The organism is Cupriavidus sp. GW822-FHT06G04 (genome assembly GCF_058799075.1).
Map to the genome: position 1 here is coordinate 409727 of NZ_JBXALD010000003.1, position 17228 is coordinate 426954.

Consider the following 17228-nt stretch of genomic DNA (forward strand, 5'->3'; position numbering starts at 1 on the left):
TCTAGAACCTCGGGATTTCTGGATGCGGCAGCATCCCACGCCGAACAGTCATGCGACCATATTCGGCACATCGATGCAGCGTCGGAATTACCTTCCCAGGATTCAAGAGCGATTGCGGATCGAATGCACGTTTCAGCGCAAACATTTGTTCTCGCTCTGCGCCTGAGAACTGAACGCACATTGAGTTCAGCTTCTCCACGCCCACACCGTGCTCTCCGGTCACCGTCCCGCCAAGCGTGACGCTTGTTTCCAGAATCTCTGCGCCGAATTGCTCCGCCTGGTGCAGTTCTTCGGGATTGTTGGCGTCGAAAAGGATCAGCGGATGTAGATTCCCGTCGCCGGCGTGGAACACGTTCACGCAGCGAAGCCCATAGCGCACCTCCATCTCGCTGATTGCTCGAAGGATCGCAGCGAGACTCTTGCGAGGAATCGTGGAATCCATGCACAGGTAATCCGGGCTCATGCGCCCCGTCGCGGGAAATGCATTCTTTCGCCCGCTCCAGAAACGAAGACGCTGCGCCTCGTCCTGACTTGCTTCAAGACGAGTGGCCCCGCTGGCGGTGAGGACGGCATTCATCTTCACAATCTCGTCCTCGACCTCCAACGCCGTCCCATCACTCTCGCACAATAGGATTGCGGCCGCGTCCAGGTCATAGCCAGCATGCACGAAGTCCTCTACGGCGGCGGTCATCGGCTTGTCCATCAGTTCCAGGCCGGCTGGGATGATGCCGGCCGCGATGACGTTGGCTACGGCGTCACCAGCGGCTTCGACGGTGTCGAAGCTTGCAACGATGCATCGCGCAAGTTCTGGCTTAGGAATTAACTTGACGGTGACTTCCAATGTCACTGCGAGCATCCCTTCACTGCCTACAACGACGCCGAGCAAATCGAGCCCAGGGACATCAAGGGCTTCCGATCCAAACTCTATCGCCTCGCCCTGAATGGTGTATCCCCGTACTTTCATTACGTTCTGCAACGTGAGTCCGTACTTGAGGCAATGGACGCCTCCGGAATTCTCGGCCACGTTTCCACCGATCGTGCAGGCAATCTGGCTGGACGGATCGGGGGCGTAGTACAGCCCATACGTAGCGGCTGCCTCACTGATTGCGGCGTTGCGTACACCGCATTGGACCACTGCGGTACAACTCACAGGATCTACCCTGACGATCCGGTTAAAACGAGCGAGCGAAAGGAGCACGCCCATCTCATGTGGGAGCGCACCGCCTGACAATCCCGTGCCTGCGCCCCGAGCCACGACGGGCGCACCGAGCGTCTTGCACGTTCGCAGAATGGCAACAACCTGCTCTTCTGTTTCGGGAAGCACCACGACGAGCGGCTGCGCCCGATAGGCCGTAAGGCCATCGCATTCAAATGGCTGGGTGTCCTCGCGCTGCGACAGGATAAGGTCCCTAGGCAGCACGCCTTCTAGCGCGGAAACCACTTCCGCACGCCGGGCTTCCCTCCGCTCAGCGTCAGTAGGATGTGCCAACCAGCCGTCACGCGTCGCATTCATGACTTTGCCCTCCTGGTGCGATGAAGCTGCGTCGTGCTGTGCCGGTCTATTGGATAATCAGTGCGGAGCGACGGCGCGACCGTAGCGAGCCGGCGAACCGCGCAATCAGCCTGGACGGATGCTGCAGCTCCAAGGCGGAGCGTTGCTTCCGGGCGCTGAGGCTCAAACGTTGAGCGATGAATGCGATGCATTGTGTGGGGAGGTTCTAATACACTTCTGTCAAAGGCGTCGACGAGACGCCATGACTTGACTGTAGACAATCACGCGATATAGCAGGTTGAGAGTTATTTGCGGTTGAGTTGCAGAAAACTTGATTGCCGTGTTTGGGCCGCTCAACTTAGCGAGTCGGTGAGCCACTCCATAAAGGCGGCGCACTCCCATCTCTCCAGGGCCCCAGGTTCCCAGCATAAGTAGTGCGCCATCGGTGAAGGCACGGATCGATCCGATATGCGGATGAGTCGCCCCCCCTCTAGCCATGACTGCGCCATACGGGTCCTCACTAGTGCCACGCCGAACCCGCACGCGGCTGCGTCATAGAGAAGCCCTAGATCGTTGAATTGAGCGCCCACATGCGGCTCCGTTCTCGTCAATCCACATGAGGAGAACCATGTCGTCCAAGGCTCAAGCGGGCTACGTATCAGACGCGCCTGGTCGATTTCACCCGCCATTTCGAAGCCTTCGAAGGGGCCGAACTCGTTGAGATAGGTAGGGCTGCAAGCCGGCGCCACCTCCTCCGAGAGAACGACGCGATGATCGACGTCCGCATATCCGCCGGCGCCGTACCGGATTTCCAAATCGGATGGCTCGGCTGTGACGTCCAGGAATGGGATGGAGACCTGCAAGATAAGGTCGATGTCCGGATACTTGTTGCGGAACAGTTCCAGTTTGGGCATCAGGAACTGCCTGGAGAAAGTTGGGGTCACCGCGACCCGCAGTCGCGTGGAAGAGGCTTTTCCATTTTTGACCGGCATCTGCTGTAGCGCAGCGAGGCCGCTTCGGACATTCGCCAGGTACGCTGCACCATGTGCAGAAAGCGTGAAGTCACTCCGCCCGAAGAGTTCAACACCGAGGTGAGATTCAAGCTGGCGGATTCGATGACTCACGGCGCTGGTTGTTACACACAACTCGTCGGCGGCACGTGTGGCGCTCCGAAGCCTTGCAACCGTCTCGAAGGTGACAAGACATTGAATGGGCGGGATGTGTTGCAGGGCCATATCTTCTCTCCGTTTGGTGGGCTACCCAGGGCGGATATGCCGCATGTCATCGCTTGAGGCCTAGGGAGCGGCCACACTTCTTGCTGCTCTGTCGCTCGAGCACCATGCCAACGCTGCAACGAGCAAGCGCCCCCAGATTGCTTGCTCAGGATCGACTCACTGGGTCCTCAGGCAAGGACGTACGTGACGCCCTGCAAGGGAAGACCACCAAGTAAGTCGCTCTCCAACCCACAGTGACCTCGCCGCGGGAAGGTCTCTTAGCGATCCGATCTCTTCGTCGACTCCTGCTCCAACCCATGGCCGCGACTGCGTTAACTGCTTGACATTATGCCGCACCAATCTAAACTTATGTAATCGATTGCACGCAGTGCTGTTTTCGCCTCATCACCGTACTGGCATTGGTTATTTACAGTCTCTGATGCAGGTTACCGTAACGTATGTAATCGATTACCACATCACACAGGAGGCAACAATGCAGGAACGTCGTCGTAAGTTTTACGGGTGGGGCTATGAGGGTGACACCGTCACGCCGGACGAAATCCGGGAGTTCGAGGCAGCGTGGACACGCTTGCTGGGTGTCGAGCACTTCGAAGCGACACCTTTTCCGACGCCCGAAGAAATTTCGCTGCGCAAACCTCGCGTACAGCTGCCCGCGTCGCTTCGCGAAATCTGCACAAGCGATCATTACGACCGCCTGTATCACACCTACGGCGCGGGCACCATGGATGTTGCGCGCGCAATGCGCCGGGAATTTTCCAACCCGCCGGACGTCATCGCCTACCCGCGCACTGAGCAGGACATCGTGGACCTGTTCGACTGGTGCGGGCGCCAGAACGTTGCTGCAGTTCCGTACGGCGGCGGCACCAGCGTCGTGGCCGGCGTGAATCCGCCCGAGCACGATCGTTACCGTGGCGTGGTGTCCATCGACATGAAGCACTTCAACAAAGTGCTGGAGGTAGACCAAACATCGCAGGCCGCGCGCATTCAAGCGGGCGTCCTTGGCCCGGAGCTGGAACGACAGCTCAAGCCCACCGGCCTGACCATGCGATTCTTCCTGCAAGCGTGGGAGTTCTCGTCACTGGGGGGTTGGATCGCAACGCGAGCAGCAGGCCACTTTGCGACCGCGTTCACTCAGATCGACGACCACGTCGAGAGCATGCGAGTGGTAACGCCCCAGGGTGCCATTGAATCCCGACGTTTCCCGGTATCGGGTTCGGGACCCAATCCGGATCGACTTTTCCTCGGCTCCGAAGGCGCACTGGGCATCATTACCGAGGCGTGGGTCAAGCTTCACCGCCGGCCGGTCTTCCGCAAGCAGGTGACCGTACGTTTCCGTGACTATGCGCGCGCTGTCGAGGCCACACGGGTACTGTCTCAATCTGGACTGAACCCTGCCAATGCCCGCCTTGTGGAACGCGAAGAAGCCTTGTACACGGGTTCGAGCGACGGCAGCTATGACATTCTCGTGCTGGGATTCGAGTCCGCCGACCACCCGGTCGAGGCACGCCTGAAGCGAGCACTGGAAATTTGCGCGGAGTGCGGCGGCGAATGGGACGATGATCCGGTCAGCGGAAACCAAGGTGGTGCGGACGCTGCGACATCGAGCTGGCGAAACAAGTTCCTGCGCGGCCCATACCTGCGCGAGTACGCCATTGCTCGCGGCGTCATGCGCGAGACCATGGAAACCGCGTGCACGTGGGACAAGTTCGCCGCTCTTCACGCGCACGTCAAGGCAGAAACGCATCGGGCCATTCGCGAAGTTACCGGCCGCCCGGGTTCGGTGACTTGCCGCTTTACCCACCTCTACCCTGATGGCCCTGCGCCATATTTCACGTGGTTTGCCTATGGCGATAAGGCTCGATTGCCCGAGCAGTTCCAAGCGATCAAACGCATTGGAGAGCAAGCCATGGTGGACGCAGGCGGTACGGTGACCCACCACCATGCGCTTGGTCGGGACCATCGCCCTTGGTACGACAAGGAACGGCCGGAGCTGTTCTGCACCGCGCTAAAGGCCGCCAAGCAGGCCTTTGATCCGCACCAGGTCTTGAACCCTGGCGTGCTGTTCGACCCGAGCTAATTAGTTAGAAACTCAAAAAAGAGGAGTAGGAGATATGGCAGGCCCCCTTGCAGGTATCAAGGTCCTAGACTTGAGCCGGATCCTTGCTGGACCCTGGAGCACGCAACTATTGTCCGACCTGGGCGCTGACGTGATGAAGGTTGAGCGTCCCGGCACCGGCGATGACACGCGAGCTTGGGGCCCGCCGTTCCTTACTCGTGAGGATGGCACGACGACGGAAGAGTCGGCGTACTTCCTTTGCGCCAATCGCGGGAAGCGTTCGATCACTCTGGATGTCAGCAGCAAGGTCGGTCAGGATTTGCTGCACGAGCTAGTCAAAGATTGCGACGTCTTCGTTGAGAACTACAAGTTCGGCGATATGCAACGTTACGGGTTGGACTTCAAGACCCTGAGTGAGATCAATCCTCGGCTCGTCTACTGCTCCATCACCGGCTTCGGGCAGACGGGCCCATACCGCAAGCGGGCTGGATACGATTTCGTGGTGCAAGCCATGGGCGGGCTGATGAGCATCACAGGCGAGCGCGACGGCGTCCCCGGTGGCGGCCCGCAAAAATGCGGGGTGCCCATATCGGACTTGATGACTGGCATGTATGCAAGCGTTGCAATTGTCAGCGCGCTATTTGAGCGAGTCGGCAGTGGCCGCGGGCAGTACATCGATATGAGCCTGCTGGATACGCAGGTGGCGTGGCTGGCAAACCAGGCCTCGAACTATTTGGTGGGCGGGAGCCACCCGCGTCGTTGGGGCAACGCGCACCCCAATCTCGCACCTTATCAGTCATTCCCTGCAAGCGATGGCTCTCTGATCGTAGCAGTCGGTAATGACCGGCAGTTCCGAGCCATGTGCGAAGCGCTGGGTTTAATCAATCTTCCGGATGATGACCGCTATCGACGCAATGCGGATCGTCTAAAGAACCGTGAAAGTCTTGTGGAGGTGCTCTCGGCTCGCTTTGAAGAAGAAGAGAGAGACACGTGGCTCAAACTGCTGGAATCGGTCGGCGTACCTTGTGGCCCGATCCAGAGCATTCCAGAAGCACTGGAGGATCCCCATATCCGGGCGCGTGAAATGGTTTTCTCTTTGCCCCACAGCAGCGGTGCAAGCGCGCCCCAGGTTGCGAACCCTATCAAGTTCTCTCGCAGCAGTATCGACTACCTTCGCGCGCCCCCAGCGCTGGGCGAACACACTGAAACCATCCTGAAAAATGAGCTCGGGAAGTCTGTGGAGCAAATTGAGGCAATGCGCCGCGATGGGACGATCTGACGTGTAATCCGCCCGACCACAGTGATCACCATAAAGATCACGTTCAAAGGAGACAGACATGCATCGATTGCTACGAATTGCGGGGGCATTAGCCGTTTGCGGAGTGACACTGACCATCGGTCTGGCCGCCGCCCACGCTAAGGAATGGCCGGTCCAGCCGATTCGGGTCGTTCTTCCATATCCCCCTGGCGGCGCCTCAGACGTGACCGCCAGGCTCCTAAGCGCTAAGCTTAGCCAGGCATGGGGAGAGTCTGTTGTTGTGGAGAACCGGCCTGGCGCAAACGGCATCATCGCTAATGAAGCCGTTGCGAAGGCGCAGCCTGACGGCTACACCGTGCTGATGGCCAACCTTGGGCCGAATGCCATCAACCCGGCCGTATACGGGAGACTTCCTTATGACACGCTGAAAGACTTTACGCCAGTTGTCTTGGTGACAAAGGTGCCGCTCATTATCGTCACGGCAGCAAATTCGCCGGTGAAGGACCTGCGCCAACTGGTCTCATTAGCAAAGGCCAAGCCAGGACAGATTACCTTTGGATCTGCAGGCAACGGTTCGGGCAGCCATCTGGCCGGGGAACTCCTTAGTACCATGGCTGGCGTCAAGATGAACCACGTTCCCTATAAGGGAGACGCGCCTTCGCTCACAGACGTGCTCGGTCAGCAGATCAATGTTGCCCTTCCCACCGCGCTTGCTGGAATGCCACATGTCAAGAGTGGAAAACTCAGGGCTCTTGCGGTCACGAGCAAGACTCGATTGCCGGCACTGCCCGATGTGCCGACGGTAGATGAAGCGCTCGGGATAAGCGGATACGAAGCCGTTTCTTGGGGTGGATTTATGGTGCCGACCGGGACCTCACCAGCCATCGTTGCTAAGATGAACAGCCAGTTCAACAAAGCCCTTCAGGATCCGGAGGTCCGCGACAAGCTGATGGCTCAAGGCGCGCAGATCGCAGGCGGCACCCCGGAAGCATTCGATGCGTTTCTGCGCACCGAAGTTACGAAATGGAAGCGCGTGGCTGATTCAGCAAAGGTCCGGCTCGACTAGCCCTCACCGGGAATGCCGGTCCGTCGTCGGGATACCCCCCGACGACGGAAACTGCCTGTGGACTACCAAGGTCGTTACAATGACGGCAGTCGGCCGATATCCCAGGCTGAAGATAACCGCTGATCCGATATGGTGAATGTCAAGCAAGTCGCCCTCCTCGCCGGCGTTTCCTCGGCAACAGTCTCCCGTGCACTGACATCGCCGGATCGGCTGCGACCTGACACGCTGGAGCGCGTGCAGAACGCCATCGCAAGCCTCAACTACGTCCCGTCTTCCTCGGCTCGGGACCTGCGTCAAGGGCGCACGCGATCGGTCGGCATCATTGCGCCGACACTGATGAACGAGCTTTACGCGAAAGCGGTCGATACCTTAGAGGCGCAGCTCGATCGGCTCGGATACACCGTTTTATTGACGTGCCACCGGGACGACAGTGAGACAGAACTACGCTGCGCGCGCGCGCTTTTGGAGCGCAGAGTCGACGGAATCGCCATTATCGGGTCACAGCATCACCCTGACGTCTTCTCGCTAATCCACAAGCATGCCATTCCGTATGTCCTAATGTGGGCCGTCGATCGTGAGGGTATGCATCCCACGGTGGGATATGACAATCGCTTGGCGATGCGCAGGTTGACGAGCTATTTGGTCAAACAGGGACATCGAAAGTTTGCCGTCCTCCCAGGGCCACTAGAGACTCAATTTCTCTCCTCTCAACGACTTCTGGGCATCCAAGACGTCCTCAGTGAGAACGGCATTTCGATACCCGACGACCGCATTCTCCCGACACCGTACGAAGCATCTGCCGTCCGGCAAGCGGTTCGGACCTGTCTCGAGCGTAATGACTCGCTGCCGCATCAGGAACAGCCGACTGCCCTGATATGCATCAATGACTTCGTTGCTGTGGCAGCGATCGCGGAGTGCCGCACATTGGGACTATCGGTTCCGAGCGACATCTCAGTTACAGGCTTCGGCGACTGGCAGATGGCGGAACTGATGACGCCCGCACTCACGACCGTACACTCGAATCCCGTTCTGATTGGCGAACTTACTTCTCGTAACCTGGTTGATCAGATTGAAGGCGGGTCCAAACGCATTCAGACCGAGTTCGAGCCTGACCTTGTAGTTCGCGAAAGTACGGCGCCGCCCCAATAGTTGGTGAGCCAAACTACGTTTTGTCGCTACGGACGGAACTCAGCCGTCGCTCTAGCTAGGCCCTCACCGGGCACAAAGCGGTCGAAGCATACGTTGTCCAGCTATTAAATGAAGCGTTGCAGACAACGTTCTGAGGGAATTCTTCAGTCATGCGGGGCGCCTAATGGATATCAGTCTCTGCTCCATCCTGATGTCCGCTTAGGGTGGGCCGGTAAGCGCCGGTCATGCCACTGACCTTTGATTGAGGCGTCAGGGTACCGCCGTTGCCAACTAAGTCGAACGTGTCCCAAAAAGCGGACACATTCGTCCCCTCCGGCGCGAGCCAGAAGCGTCACCGCACGAAAAGGGAGTTCGAACCTATTTCGGCCACCCCGCTTTGGCTGCCGCCGCATCCAGCGCACGAGAAAATCGCCCGATGTCTTCCGGCCGGAACTCGGCCAGAAACAGTTCTGTGACCGCCGCCTCGTAGATGCCCCACATCTTCTTGCGCAAGGCCTTACCTTGCCGTGTGACGGACACGAACGCGGCGCGGCCGTCTTCCTCTGACCGGATACGGGTCACCAGCTCTTCACGCTCCAGCCGGTCAATCAGGCGAGTCAGGTTGTACCGCTCGATGGCAAGCACATCGGCCAGCTCATGCATCCGGCGGCTTTCCTCCGGCCCGCTTTCAATCCCCCACAGCACGTCGTACCACGCGTAGACAGGCAGTCCAGCCTCGGCAAGACGCCGATCCACCTCACGTATCAAGGCCCGGTGCGACCGTACAAACGAAAACCACAAATCCGGCTTCTCAGTCGACATGGTATCTCCAATAGTTGCAGTTGCAATTATGCCGCAGAGCGCTCACAATGCCCAGACGATTGCAACTGCAATTCATTTGAAGCGCAATGGCCACGCCTATCCGACCGGGCCTGATGCGAACCGAAGCCCCGTCAATCCCATGGAGACAGAGATGAATGCCCCGGTGTTGCCGCTACACGTATTGCCGCTGGATGTGGACCCGCAGGAAACCCAGGAATGGATTGAGGCCCTGGCCGCCGTGACCGAAGTGGAAGGCCGCGAACGCGCCCACTACCTGATCGGCCGCCTGCATGAATCGGACGCGGCCCGACACGGGGATTTCCATGGCGCAATCACGACGCCCTACGTCAATACGATTGCCGAATCGGGCGAGCAGCCGTACCCAGGCGACACCTCGATCGAGCGCCGACTGGCCGCCATGGCGCGCTGGAATGCCATGGCGATGGTGTTGCGGGCGGGCAAGCACTCCAACGTCGGCGGGCATATCGCCACATATGGGTTCTCCGCTTTCTTCTGATGTCTACGGGTCGACCTTCGATTCTGTTGTTGAGGGTAAACCCCCCTTTGCGCCACATAGGTAGGCTACCTAACATTAGCCACCAATCGCCCTCGGAGATATTTCCATGACGGAGTCGCCTGCTCCCACCCCTTCCTCCAACCCATCTTCCGCGGTAGAAGGGCGCTGTCCTTTTGATGCGGCTGCGAACGAGCCGAAATCAGCGTGTCCTTTTCACGCTGAGGGCGACAGCGGCGGAATCCCAGATTTCCCCCCTAAGCGCGTAGATCCCTTGGCGCCGCCGCCGGTGTTCTTCCAGATGCAACAGAAGGGCGAATTGGCACGAGGTAAGCTTTGGGACGGAAAGATCGCTTGGCTTGTCACGCGTTATGACGATGTTCGCGCTGTCTTGTCGGACTCTCGCTTTAGCTCCGACGTCTCACATCCGGGATTTCCCTCTTCCAGCGCCGCAGTAAAGGTTGTTCGGAGTAGTAACCGGACCTTCATTACCATGGATGAACCCAAGCATTCAGAGCAACGGCGGATGCTGACCAGCGAATTCACGATCCGAAAGATCGAGAATCTGCGGCCGCGACTTCAGGCCATCGTGGACAAGCTCTTGGAAGATTTTGCGATGGGGCCGCAGCCTTCTGACCTGGTTAGCGCCTTTACATTGGCGACACCAGCATTGGCTATCTCAGAGTTGCTTGGTGTTCCATACGACGATCACGACTTCTTCCAAGAACAGGCGATGATCATGACGTCGAGCACCGCGACGAGGGAAGAGGCTAGCGCCGCGAATCAAGCGTTGTGCGAATACCTGCGTGAACTGGTGGCGAAGAGATCCGAAAGCCCCGGGGAGGACATCCTCAGTCGCCTTATCGTTAATCATGTACGGAAGGGCGATATCACTGAAACAGACGTGGTCTCGCTTGGAAGGCTTCTGCTGATTGCCGGGCACGAGACGACGGCAAATACGACGTCGATGGGGGTGCTCTTCCTACTTCAGAGGCCGGACATCTGGGAAGAGCTTCGCCAGAATCCAAGCCTCGTTCCAAACGCGGTGGAGGAGATGCTACGCTTCCTGGATGTCATACAGTCCGGGACGCGACGTGTCGCACTGGAGGACGTTGTCGTGAATGGGCAATTGATCCGAGCCGGTGATCCCGTTGTCGTGCTTAGTATTTCCGCAAATCGCGACCAGGAGCAGTTCAAAGATCCCCACGTCTTTGACCTCCGCCGTGATGCCCGGACACAGATCGCATTCGGATACGGCCCGCATCAGTGCATGGGACAAGTTCTCGCCAGAGTCGAAATGCAGATCATGTTCACCGCCCTACTGAAGCGCCTGCCGAATCTTCGGCTGGCCGTGCCCATCGAGAGCCTCGCGTTCAAGAGCGATTCGCTCATGTATGGTGTTAGGGCACTGCCCGTTAGCTGGTAAATCCACTACGGCGAATCACGATGAAAATCACAATCTATCCCGAAAAATGCTGCGGTTCCGGCCAATGCGTCGTCAATGCGCCGGATCTGTTCGACCAAAAGGATGACGGAATCGTCATTCTTTTGAATGCCGATCCGTCGGCCGATCAATACAAAATCTGCACGCTTGGCTGCTGGGATCTGTCCGGCGTTGGCAATCGAGATTCACGAGGCTCTCTGATGATTCCCCTAAGCAAATCGTAGTCATCGGGGCAACGGCCGCCGGCATCACGGCGGCACGAGCAGCCTGCGCGCGCGAGGCTGGGGCGGATGGTACTTCCATCGCAAAAGAGGGCGGCCTGCCCAACGGCCGCCCATCTCTTTCGAAGCGGTTGATGGCTGGCAAACGTTCAGTAGAGCTCCTCTAAATAGATCGCCTAGCGGGCATAAAATTTCATTCCGCAAATAACATCTGCCGAAACTTTAAATCTATTATAGAAAGATGACTCAAAGTCATAGGATTGGCTCCACCCAATTCTGTTCGAAATATCCGGTATAGATCTTTCCAGTCCTGCCAATTCGAACAGCGAACGCATAAGCCGCTGCGTGTTACATATTTCCGTGAAGCAATTGCCCTGGCTGAAGAGGGTCCGCCTGACTCTCGAGGATGTTGTCTGCAAACTATCCGCTATATCTGCAATATTCCAAGCTTCCTTTGGATTCATAAACACCGACAATGAAATTGCCTCCCAAAGCGGCCTGGAATCCCACAGATCGTGCATTGGTTGATCACGCACCACAGAATAACTAGTTACATCCAGATCGAAGCTGCAATGCGAGCTCTTAAAAATAGAGCCGCCCAAGAACAGACTCGCAGGAGAAAAAGCGGGGAGCTTCACGAACTTCCCCTCTTTAATTACGCGTGAATAGCCTTGTCGGCTGATTATCTGCTCGCCACTCAACGAAGTCACTTTCATTGGAATTGGAAGAAAAATATCATGGATCCCGACTTGGCTTCGTGACTGAAGTTGCGTCTGCATCAATTACGCTACTATCCCGGTCCGATACTATGAGCAGCGCGAGGATGTACCACCGCGCTGCCGGAAACGATGAGGGTCACCCGCCATCGCAATTCATCGAGCACTTACTCTTCGCGGCGCCTTAGGCAGCCTTGTCAAGCTCGGGATGCATGGAGTCCGACATCTGCGCCAGATGATGCAGCGTATCTCCGAACACCGATTCCATTTGGGTAAGGCGTCTAAAATAGTGGCTGACGATATACTCATCCGTCATTCCAATCCCACCGTGCAATTGCACGGCCTGCTGGCCGACGAATCGCATCGACCCGCCCAACTGATATTTCGCTTGTGCCATGGCGCGACGTCTCTGGTTCGCCGGCGCGTTGACGTTGAGCGAGGCGTAGTAGCTCATAGACCTCGCGAGCTCTAGACTCATCTTCATATCTGCGACGCGGTGACGCAACGCTTGGAAGCTCGCGATAGCGACGCCGAACTGCTTGCGCGTCTTCATGTAATCCACCAGAGCCTCCAGGGTTACGTCCATCACGCCCACGGCCTCTGCACACGTCATTGCAATGCCAAGATCCACGGCATACGACAGGCAATCCTGGCCTTCGCGGGTGACTAGCGTGCCCGGCGCCTTCGACAACGTCAGCTCCGCGGCGCGCGAGCCGTCGACAGTTTGATAAGGGTGTACCAATACACCTGGGGCGGAGCGCTCCACAAGGAACGCTCCGAGAGTGTCAGCAATCATGGCGGGTACAATGTACGCAGCAGCATGATCGCCAACCGGCACGAGGCTCTTACTCCCAGTAAGCTCCCAACCTTCCGCCGTCTCGACTGCTCGCGTCTCGCACGTATCGATGCGATAACGATTCGCGCGCTCCTGCTGGGCCAGTACGACCAGACTTTCTCCAGAAGCGATCGTAGGCAGCCACGCCGCACGTACGCTTGCTTCGGCGTAGTTCGACAGCACTGCACCCGCAAGTAGAACTTGCGCCAGCGGTTCGAGTACGATGCCCCGCCCCAGTTCCTCCATAACCACCATAACGTCGACCGGCCCCATACCGACGCCGCCATACTCTTCTGGGACGTAAAGTCCAGTCAGCCCAAGCTCCGCAAGCTCCGAATACGCGTCCGGGGAAAATCCGCCGCTGCTCTCGGAACTGCGACGGTGCTCAAACGTATAGCTACGCTTTACCCACTTTCTTACTGCATCTCGCAGTTGGTCCTGGTCGTCAGTGAATTCGAAATCCATGCTCTACTCCTTTATCCGAGGACCACTTGCGAAACAATGTTACGCTGCACTTCATTGGAGCCACCGTAGATAGTGGTTTTCCGCAGATTAAAATATGTCGCGGCAAGCGGAGCGTTCCGTCGCTCTCCACCTGGGAACTCGCCATCCCACTCCGTCAACATAGCGTCTTGAATAAATGGGAGGCTATAGGGACCTGCAGCCAGCATCATCAATTCACTGTAGCGCTGTTGAATCTCACTGCCTCGGATTTTCAGTAGGCCTGCGATATCCAATGGATTCTTCCCGGATTTTTCTGCCGAGATAACGCGAAGAACCAGCATTTCGAGCGCGATAATATCTACCTCGAGCTTCGAAACCTCGTCTTTGAAACGAGGGTCGTCCATCATGCCTTCTGCAGCCGCGATTCGCTTCAGGCGTCGGAGCTCACGCTTGGCACGCCCGACTTCTGCAATGTTCGAGCGTTCGTGACTGAGAAGGTGTTTGGCATAGGTCCAGCCCTTATTTTCTTCGCCAATCAGGTTCTCAACGGGGACCTCAACATTGTCGAACCAGACCTCATTGACCTCGCACTCGCCGTCCAGCAGCTTAATGGGCCGAACCGTGACGCCAGGCGAACGCATGTCAATGAGCAGGAAACTGATCCCTGCCTGCGGCTTCCCTTCTGTATTGGTCCGGACGAGACAGAAAATCCACTCCCCGTACTGAGCCAACGTGGTCCAGATCTTTTGACCATTGACTATGTACTTGTCTCCCTTTCGCTCCGCTCGTGTCTTGAGCGAAGCCAGGTCGGAACCCGATCCCGGCTCGCTGTAACCCTGGCTCCACCAAACATCGCCCGTCACAATGCCGGGCAAGAAGCGCGCCTGTTGCTCAGCGTTACCAAATGCCATGATGACTGGTGCCACCATGACAGGCCCATAGGGCACGAGTCGCGGTGCTCCTGCCAACGCGCACTCTTCCTCGAATATGTGCCGCTGCACTGGTGTCCAGCCCGTGCCGCCGAACTCGACTGGCCACTTATACGTCAGCCAACCCTTTTTCCCCAGAATTTGGTGCCAACGCTGCATATCGGTGCGGGATAGCTGCAGTCCGTTGTGCACCTTGTGCGAGATCTCCTTCGGCAAATGGGCGTCGATCCACGCATGTACCTCTTTTCTAAATTCCTGCTCTTCTTCTGTGAAATTCAGATCCATTTCTCAGTCCCCTACTGTGTTAGTTAGTCCTAGCGGCCCACGAAAACGGGAGCGCGACGCTCCTTGGCCGCCAACGCCCCTTCCCGGGCGTCTTCACTCCTGGCCAGCATCTGAGCTTGGTACTGGGCGCTATAGCCTGCCTCAACCAGTCCTACCGGAATCGAGTGTCTCGCCGCCTGTTTGAGGAAACGCAGTACCAGCGGCGCTGCGCTCGCAATCTGACGCGCTGTCACTAGAGCTGCCTCTGTTTCGCTTCCTGGTTCACAGAGTTCGTTTACGAATCCGACTTCATAGGCCCGTTGGGCGGATACCGGGCGCCCGGTCAACATGAGCTCCATCGCGATCTTGTGGGGAATCCGACCGACCAGCGAGCTAATCAAGCCGGCTGCCATGCCTAGGCGACCTTCGGGATAAACGAAGGTCGTTGCCGAAGTCGCTACACAAAGATCGCAGAATGCAAGCATCGATACGCCCGCCGCTATCACGGGGCCATTAACCGCTGCAATAACCGGCTTTCCAATGTCAAATGCGACATTGGGAATGGCATGCCAAAAGGAATCCGGTGGATCGTTCGTGTCGAGGCCTGCCGTAAACACCGACCCCTCTGCACGTAGCAGGGCAACGCGATCCTCTGAGCCCGCGAAGTCTTGCCACGCGTCGTGCAACGCGTCGCACATTTCCGAGTTCAGCGCGTTTCTCTTATCCGGCCGATTCATCGTAATGACCCGGACGAAATTTTCTGATTCGATTTTTATCAACTCGGCCATGGCGTTCTTAACGCTTCTTGTTCAGGAAGGATTTGAAGATTTCCTGAGTGGCTTCGGTATTCAAGAGTTCGGCGAACATCTTCACTTCCAGGTCGAGCGCAGAACCCACAGCGGCACGATTCTCGTGGTTCAACATCCGCTTTGTCGCGCGTACCGAAGCCTTGGGAAGCTTTGCCAGTTCGGCAGCCGTTTCGCGCGCCCGTGCAAGGGCTTCCCCGTCCTGCGTCAGCGACGTCAGAAGCCCGGCATCGAAAGCTTCTTCTGCATCAAAGAACTTTCCAAGCATCAACCACTCACGTGCCTTCCGGACACCTACCAGCGATTCGAGCAGGTAGCTGGATGCGCCCTCGGGGCACAGACCCAGCGATACGAACGGCATGCGGAAGCGCGCATCTTGGGATGCGTAGGCAAAATCGACGTGTTGCAGCATCGTGGCGCCGATTCCAATCGCCAGTCCCTCGACTGCTGCGATTAGCGGCACATCGATCGCGGCCATCTTCCGGAGAAGCGTGACAGCAGGGGAATCTTCATTACCCCGCCGGGTCTGGAAATCATTGATATCGGCACCGACAGTGAAGTGTCCGCCCGCACCATGCACGATGACTGCGGCACATTCCTTGTCCGCGTTGGCCTCATCCAGAAGACGGGTCAGTTCCTGGTACATCGCGGCGCTGATCGCATTGCGCTTTTCTGGACGCGCAATGCAAATCTCCAGGACGTTTCCGACATTATTAGCTTGGATGCTCATGATTGCTCCTGAAGTGTCTTTTTTGACGTTTGGCAACTAATCACCCCACGTTCTTCGAGACCGGCGATGTGGTCCGCGGAAAGTTCTAGCAAGTCGGAAAGCACGTCTTCTGTGTGCTGACCGAGTTTCGCGGGCGCCCGAACGTAGTGCACCGGCGTTTTACTGAATTTGATGGGATTGGCGATGCCCCGTACCGAGCCGATACCTTTGTCAACCGGCACGTCGATCGCCATCTGACGGTGGATGACCTGTGGGTGAGCAAAGGCTTCCTTGTAGGTATTGATACGACCGTGCGGGATATCCGCTGCGGAGAACGCGGCAAGCCAATGCTCGGTTTGGCGCGCCGCAAGAACCGACGACACCTGCGCAATTAGCGCCTCTCGATTCCGAATGCGTCCGGATGCGGAATAGAACGTCGAATCCCGGGCCAGTTCTTTGGCGTCGATCGCTTGGCAAAAGCGTTGCCACTGGGAATCGTTCCCCACAGCAACTACCACCTTACCGTCTGCCGTATCAAAGACTTGATACGGTACGAGAGACGGATGCGCGTTCCCCCACCGGTGCGGTTCGGCGCCATTGATCAGGCACGACAATCCCTGATTCGACGACAAGCCAACCAGACAATCGAGCAGTGCCAAATCGATGTGCTGACCTTCTCCCGTGACATTCCTGTGGTTCAACGCGGCGAGGATCGCGACCGTCGCATACAGTCCCGTCGTCAGATCAGCAATGGCGATCCCGACCTTCTGTGGCCCACCACCAGGCTCGTCATCACGCTCGCCCGTTATGCTCATCAGCCCGCTTTCCCCCTGGAAAACGAAGTCGTAGCCGGGGCGGTCAGCGTACGGCCCGGATTGGCCGTACCCGGTGATAGAGCAATAGATCAGGCGCGGATTGATCTTTTTCAGACTGTCGTAGTCAAGCCCTCGACGAGCCAGATCACCAACCTTAAAGTTCTCTACAAAGATGTCGCACTCAAGAACGAGCTTACGGATCAGATCCGCACCGTCTGGGTTGGCGATGTCCACGCCAACCGATCGTTTGTTCCGATTTGCGGAAGCGAAGTAGGTGGAATCCTCAAGCACTTCCGCTTCACTCGTCATCGCATACGGCGGCCCCCACTGCCGCGTATCATCCCCTCGCGATGGGTGCTCAATCTTGATGACATCGGCTCCCATGTCGCCCAGCATCTGGGTACACCATGGCCCTGCGAGCACTCGCGTCATATCCAATACGCGAATGTTCCCTAGAGCTTGTTTCTGCATAAG

The 17228-nt window shown here is 57.6% G+C and carries 15 protein-coding genes and 1 pseudogene; 7 read left to right on the forward strand and 9 right to left on the reverse strand.

Going from position 1 to position 17228, the window contains the following annotated elements; all coding sequences use genetic code 11:
* Position 1: 1 nt before the first annotated feature.
* Positions 2 to 1513, reverse strand: a complete 1512-nt coding sequence (locus AC1RKI_RS09140) for an FAD-linked oxidase C-terminal domain-containing protein (RefSeq protein WP_043355338.1) — start codon at positions 1511 to 1513, stop codon at positions 2 to 4.
* 332 nt (positions 1514 to 1845) lie between these two features.
* Positions 1846 to 2727, reverse strand: coding sequence for a LysR substrate-binding domain-containing protein (locus AC1RKI_RS09145; protein WP_043355340.1), 882 nt, complete (start codon positions 2725 to 2727; stop codon positions 1846 to 1848).
* A gap of 472 nt (positions 2728 to 3199) precedes the next feature.
* Here AC1RKI_RS09145 and AC1RKI_RS09150 point away from each other — a divergent pair, with 472 nt between their 5' ends.
* From AC1RKI_RS09150 to AC1RKI_RS09165, 4 genes are all read left to right on the forward strand, one after another.
* Positions 3200 to 4804: an FAD-binding oxidoreductase gene (locus AC1RKI_RS09150; RefSeq protein WP_043355342.1), complete on the forward strand. Its 1605-nt coding sequence runs from the start codon at positions 3200 to 3202 to the stop codon at positions 4802 to 4804.
* Between the two features lie 34 nt (positions 4805 to 4838).
* Positions 4839 to 6062 (forward strand): CaiB/BaiF CoA transferase family protein, encoded by a 1224-nt coding sequence (locus AC1RKI_RS09155; RefSeq protein ID WP_043355344.1) that lies wholly within the window; start codon positions 4839 to 4841, stop codon positions 6060 to 6062.
* A 58-nt stretch (positions 6063 to 6120) separates the two neighbouring features.
* Positions 6121 to 7107 (forward strand): Bug family tripartite tricarboxylate transporter substrate binding protein, encoded by a 987-nt coding sequence (locus AC1RKI_RS09160; protein ID WP_043355346.1) that lies wholly within the window; start codon positions 6121 to 6123, stop codon positions 7105 to 7107.
* A gap of 129 nt (positions 7108 to 7236) precedes the next feature.
* Positions 7237 to 8256 carry a LacI family DNA-binding transcriptional regulator gene (locus AC1RKI_RS09165; protein WP_043355348.1) on the forward strand — a complete coding sequence of 340 codons (1020 nt, stop codon included), beginning with the start codon at positions 7237 to 7239 and terminating at the stop codon, positions 8254 to 8256.
* A gap of 357 nt (positions 8257 to 8613) precedes the next feature.
* Here the strand turns inward: AC1RKI_RS09165 and AC1RKI_RS09170 are convergent, their stop codons facing one another.
* Positions 8614 to 9057 carry a MarR family winged helix-turn-helix transcriptional regulator gene (locus AC1RKI_RS09170; RefSeq protein ID WP_492797648.1) on the reverse strand — a complete coding sequence of 148 codons (444 nt, stop codon included), beginning with the start codon at positions 9055 to 9057 and terminating at the stop codon, positions 8614 to 8616.
* Positions 9058 to 9208: 151 nt separating this feature from the next.
* Here AC1RKI_RS09170 and aceE point away from each other — a divergent pair.
* From aceE to AC1RKI_RS09185, 3 genes and pseudogenes are all read left to right on the forward strand, one after another.
* Positions 9209 to 9571, forward strand: a pseudogene (gene aceE / locus AC1RKI_RS09175) (pyruvate dehydrogenase (acetyl-transferring), homodimeric type); the annotation flags it as partial.
* Between the two features lie 109 nt (positions 9572 to 9680).
* A complete protein-coding gene (locus AC1RKI_RS09180) occupies positions 9681 to 10997 on the forward strand; it encodes a cytochrome P450 (protein ID WP_224039295.1) in 1317 nt (438 codons plus the stop codon).
* 20 nt (positions 10998 to 11017) lie between these two features.
* Complete coding sequence (locus AC1RKI_RS09185; protein WP_196765233.1) at positions 11018 to 11239, forward strand: ferredoxin; 222 nt, start codon at positions 11018 to 11020, stop codon at positions 11237 to 11239.
* A 173-nt stretch (positions 11240 to 11412) separates the two neighbouring features.
* On the opposite strand, the gene AC1RKI_RS09190 is transcribed toward AC1RKI_RS09185, so the two are convergent.
* The 6 genes from AC1RKI_RS09190 to AC1RKI_RS09215 all read right to left on the reverse strand — a co-directional run bounded on the left by AC1RKI_RS09190 (position 11413) and on the right by AC1RKI_RS09215 (position 17225).
* Positions 11413 to 12015, reverse strand: coding sequence for a helix-turn-helix transcriptional regulator (locus AC1RKI_RS09190; protein WP_143010733.1), 603 nt, complete (start codon positions 12013 to 12015; stop codon positions 11413 to 11415).
* Positions 12016 to 12136: 121 nt separating this feature from the next.
* The gene (locus AC1RKI_RS09195; protein WP_043355352.1) at positions 12137 to 13252 is read right to left on the reverse strand and encodes an acyl-CoA dehydrogenase family protein; all 1116 of its coding nucleotides are present in this window, start codon (positions 13250 to 13252) and stop codon (positions 12137 to 12139) included.
* An 11-nt stretch (positions 13253 to 13263) separates the two neighbouring features.
* Positions 13264 to 14445: an acyl-CoA dehydrogenase family protein gene (locus AC1RKI_RS09200; protein ID WP_043355354.1), complete on the reverse strand. Its 1182-nt coding sequence runs from the start codon at positions 14443 to 14445 to the stop codon at positions 13264 to 13266.
* A gap of 29 nt (positions 14446 to 14474) precedes the next feature.
* The gene (locus tag AC1RKI_RS09205) at positions 14475 to 15212 is read right to left on the reverse strand and encodes an enoyl-CoA hydratase/isomerase family protein (protein WP_043355356.1); all 738 of its coding nucleotides are present in this window, start codon (positions 15210 to 15212) and stop codon (positions 14475 to 14477) included.
* A gap of 7 nt (positions 15213 to 15219) precedes the next feature.
* A complete protein-coding gene (locus AC1RKI_RS09210; RefSeq protein WP_043355358.1) occupies positions 15220 to 15960 on the reverse strand; it encodes an enoyl-CoA hydratase/isomerase family protein in 741 nt (246 codons plus the stop codon).
* Positions 15957 to 17225: a CaiB/BaiF CoA transferase family protein gene (locus tag AC1RKI_RS09215; RefSeq protein ID WP_043358200.1), complete on the reverse strand. Its 1269-nt coding sequence runs from the start codon at positions 17223 to 17225 to the stop codon at positions 15957 to 15959. Before AC1RKI_RS09215 ends, AC1RKI_RS09210 begins: the two co-directional genes overlap by 4 nt.
* Positions 17226 to 17228 lie beyond the last annotated feature (3 nt).

What these genes read in the sequence shown, in the direction of transcription:
- AC1RKI_RS09210 (WP_043355358.1), bottom strand. Translation starts at nt 15,960, where the DNA reads ATGAGCATCCAAGCTAATAATGTCGGAAACGTCCTGGAGATTTGCATT.
- AC1RKI_RS09190 (WP_143010733.1), bottom strand. Translation starts at nt 12,015, where the DNA reads ATGCAGACGCAACTTCAGTCACGAAGCCAAGTCGGGATCCATGATATT.
- AC1RKI_RS09200 (WP_043355354.1), bottom strand. Translation starts at nt 14,445, where the DNA reads ATGGATCTGAATTTCACAGAAGAAGAGCAGGAATTTAGAAAAGAGGTA.
- AC1RKI_RS09160 (WP_043355346.1), top strand. Translation starts at nt 6,121, where the DNA reads ATGCATCGATTGCTACGAATTGCGGGGGCATTAGCCGTTTGCGGAGTG.
- AC1RKI_RS09140 (WP_043355338.1), bottom strand. Translation starts at nt 1,513, where the DNA reads ATGAATGCGACGCGTGACGGCTGGTTGGCACATCCTACTGACGCTGAG.
- AC1RKI_RS09215 (WP_043358200.1), bottom strand. Translation starts at nt 17,225, where the DNA reads ATGCAGAAACAAGCTCTAGGGAACATTCGCGTATTGGATATGACGCGA.
- AC1RKI_RS09180 (WP_224039295.1), top strand. Translation starts at nt 9,681, where the DNA reads ATGACGGAGTCGCCTGCTCCCACCCCTTCCTCCAACCCATCTTCCGCG.
- AC1RKI_RS09155 (WP_043355344.1), top strand. Translation starts at nt 4,839, where the DNA reads ATGGCAGGCCCCCTTGCAGGTATCAAGGTCCTAGACTTGAGCCGGATC.
- AC1RKI_RS09170 (WP_492797648.1), bottom strand. Translation starts at nt 9,057, where the DNA reads ATGTCGACTGAGAAGCCGGATTTGTGGTTTTCGTTTGTACGGTCGCAC.
- AC1RKI_RS09150 (WP_043355342.1), top strand. Translation starts at nt 3,200, where the DNA reads ATGCAGGAACGTCGTCGTAAGTTTTACGGGTGGGGCTATGAGGGTGAC.
- AC1RKI_RS09205 (WP_043355356.1), bottom strand. Translation starts at nt 15,212, where the DNA reads ATGGCCGAGTTGATAAAAATCGAATCAGAAAATTTCGTCCGGGTCATT.
- AC1RKI_RS09195 (WP_043355352.1), bottom strand. Translation starts at nt 13,252, where the DNA reads ATGGATTTCGAATTCACTGACGACCAGGACCAACTGCGAGATGCAGTA.
- AC1RKI_RS09165 (WP_043355348.1), top strand. Translation starts at nt 7,237, where the DNA reads ATGGTGAATGTCAAGCAAGTCGCCCTCCTCGCCGGCGTTTCCTCGGCA.
- AC1RKI_RS09185 (WP_196765233.1), top strand. Translation starts at nt 11,018, where the DNA reads ATGAAAATCACAATCTATCCCGAAAAATGCTGCGGTTCCGGCCAATGC.
- AC1RKI_RS09145 (WP_043355340.1), bottom strand. Translation starts at nt 2,727, where the DNA reads ATGGCCCTGCAACACATCCCGCCCATTCAATGTCTTGTCACCTTCGAG.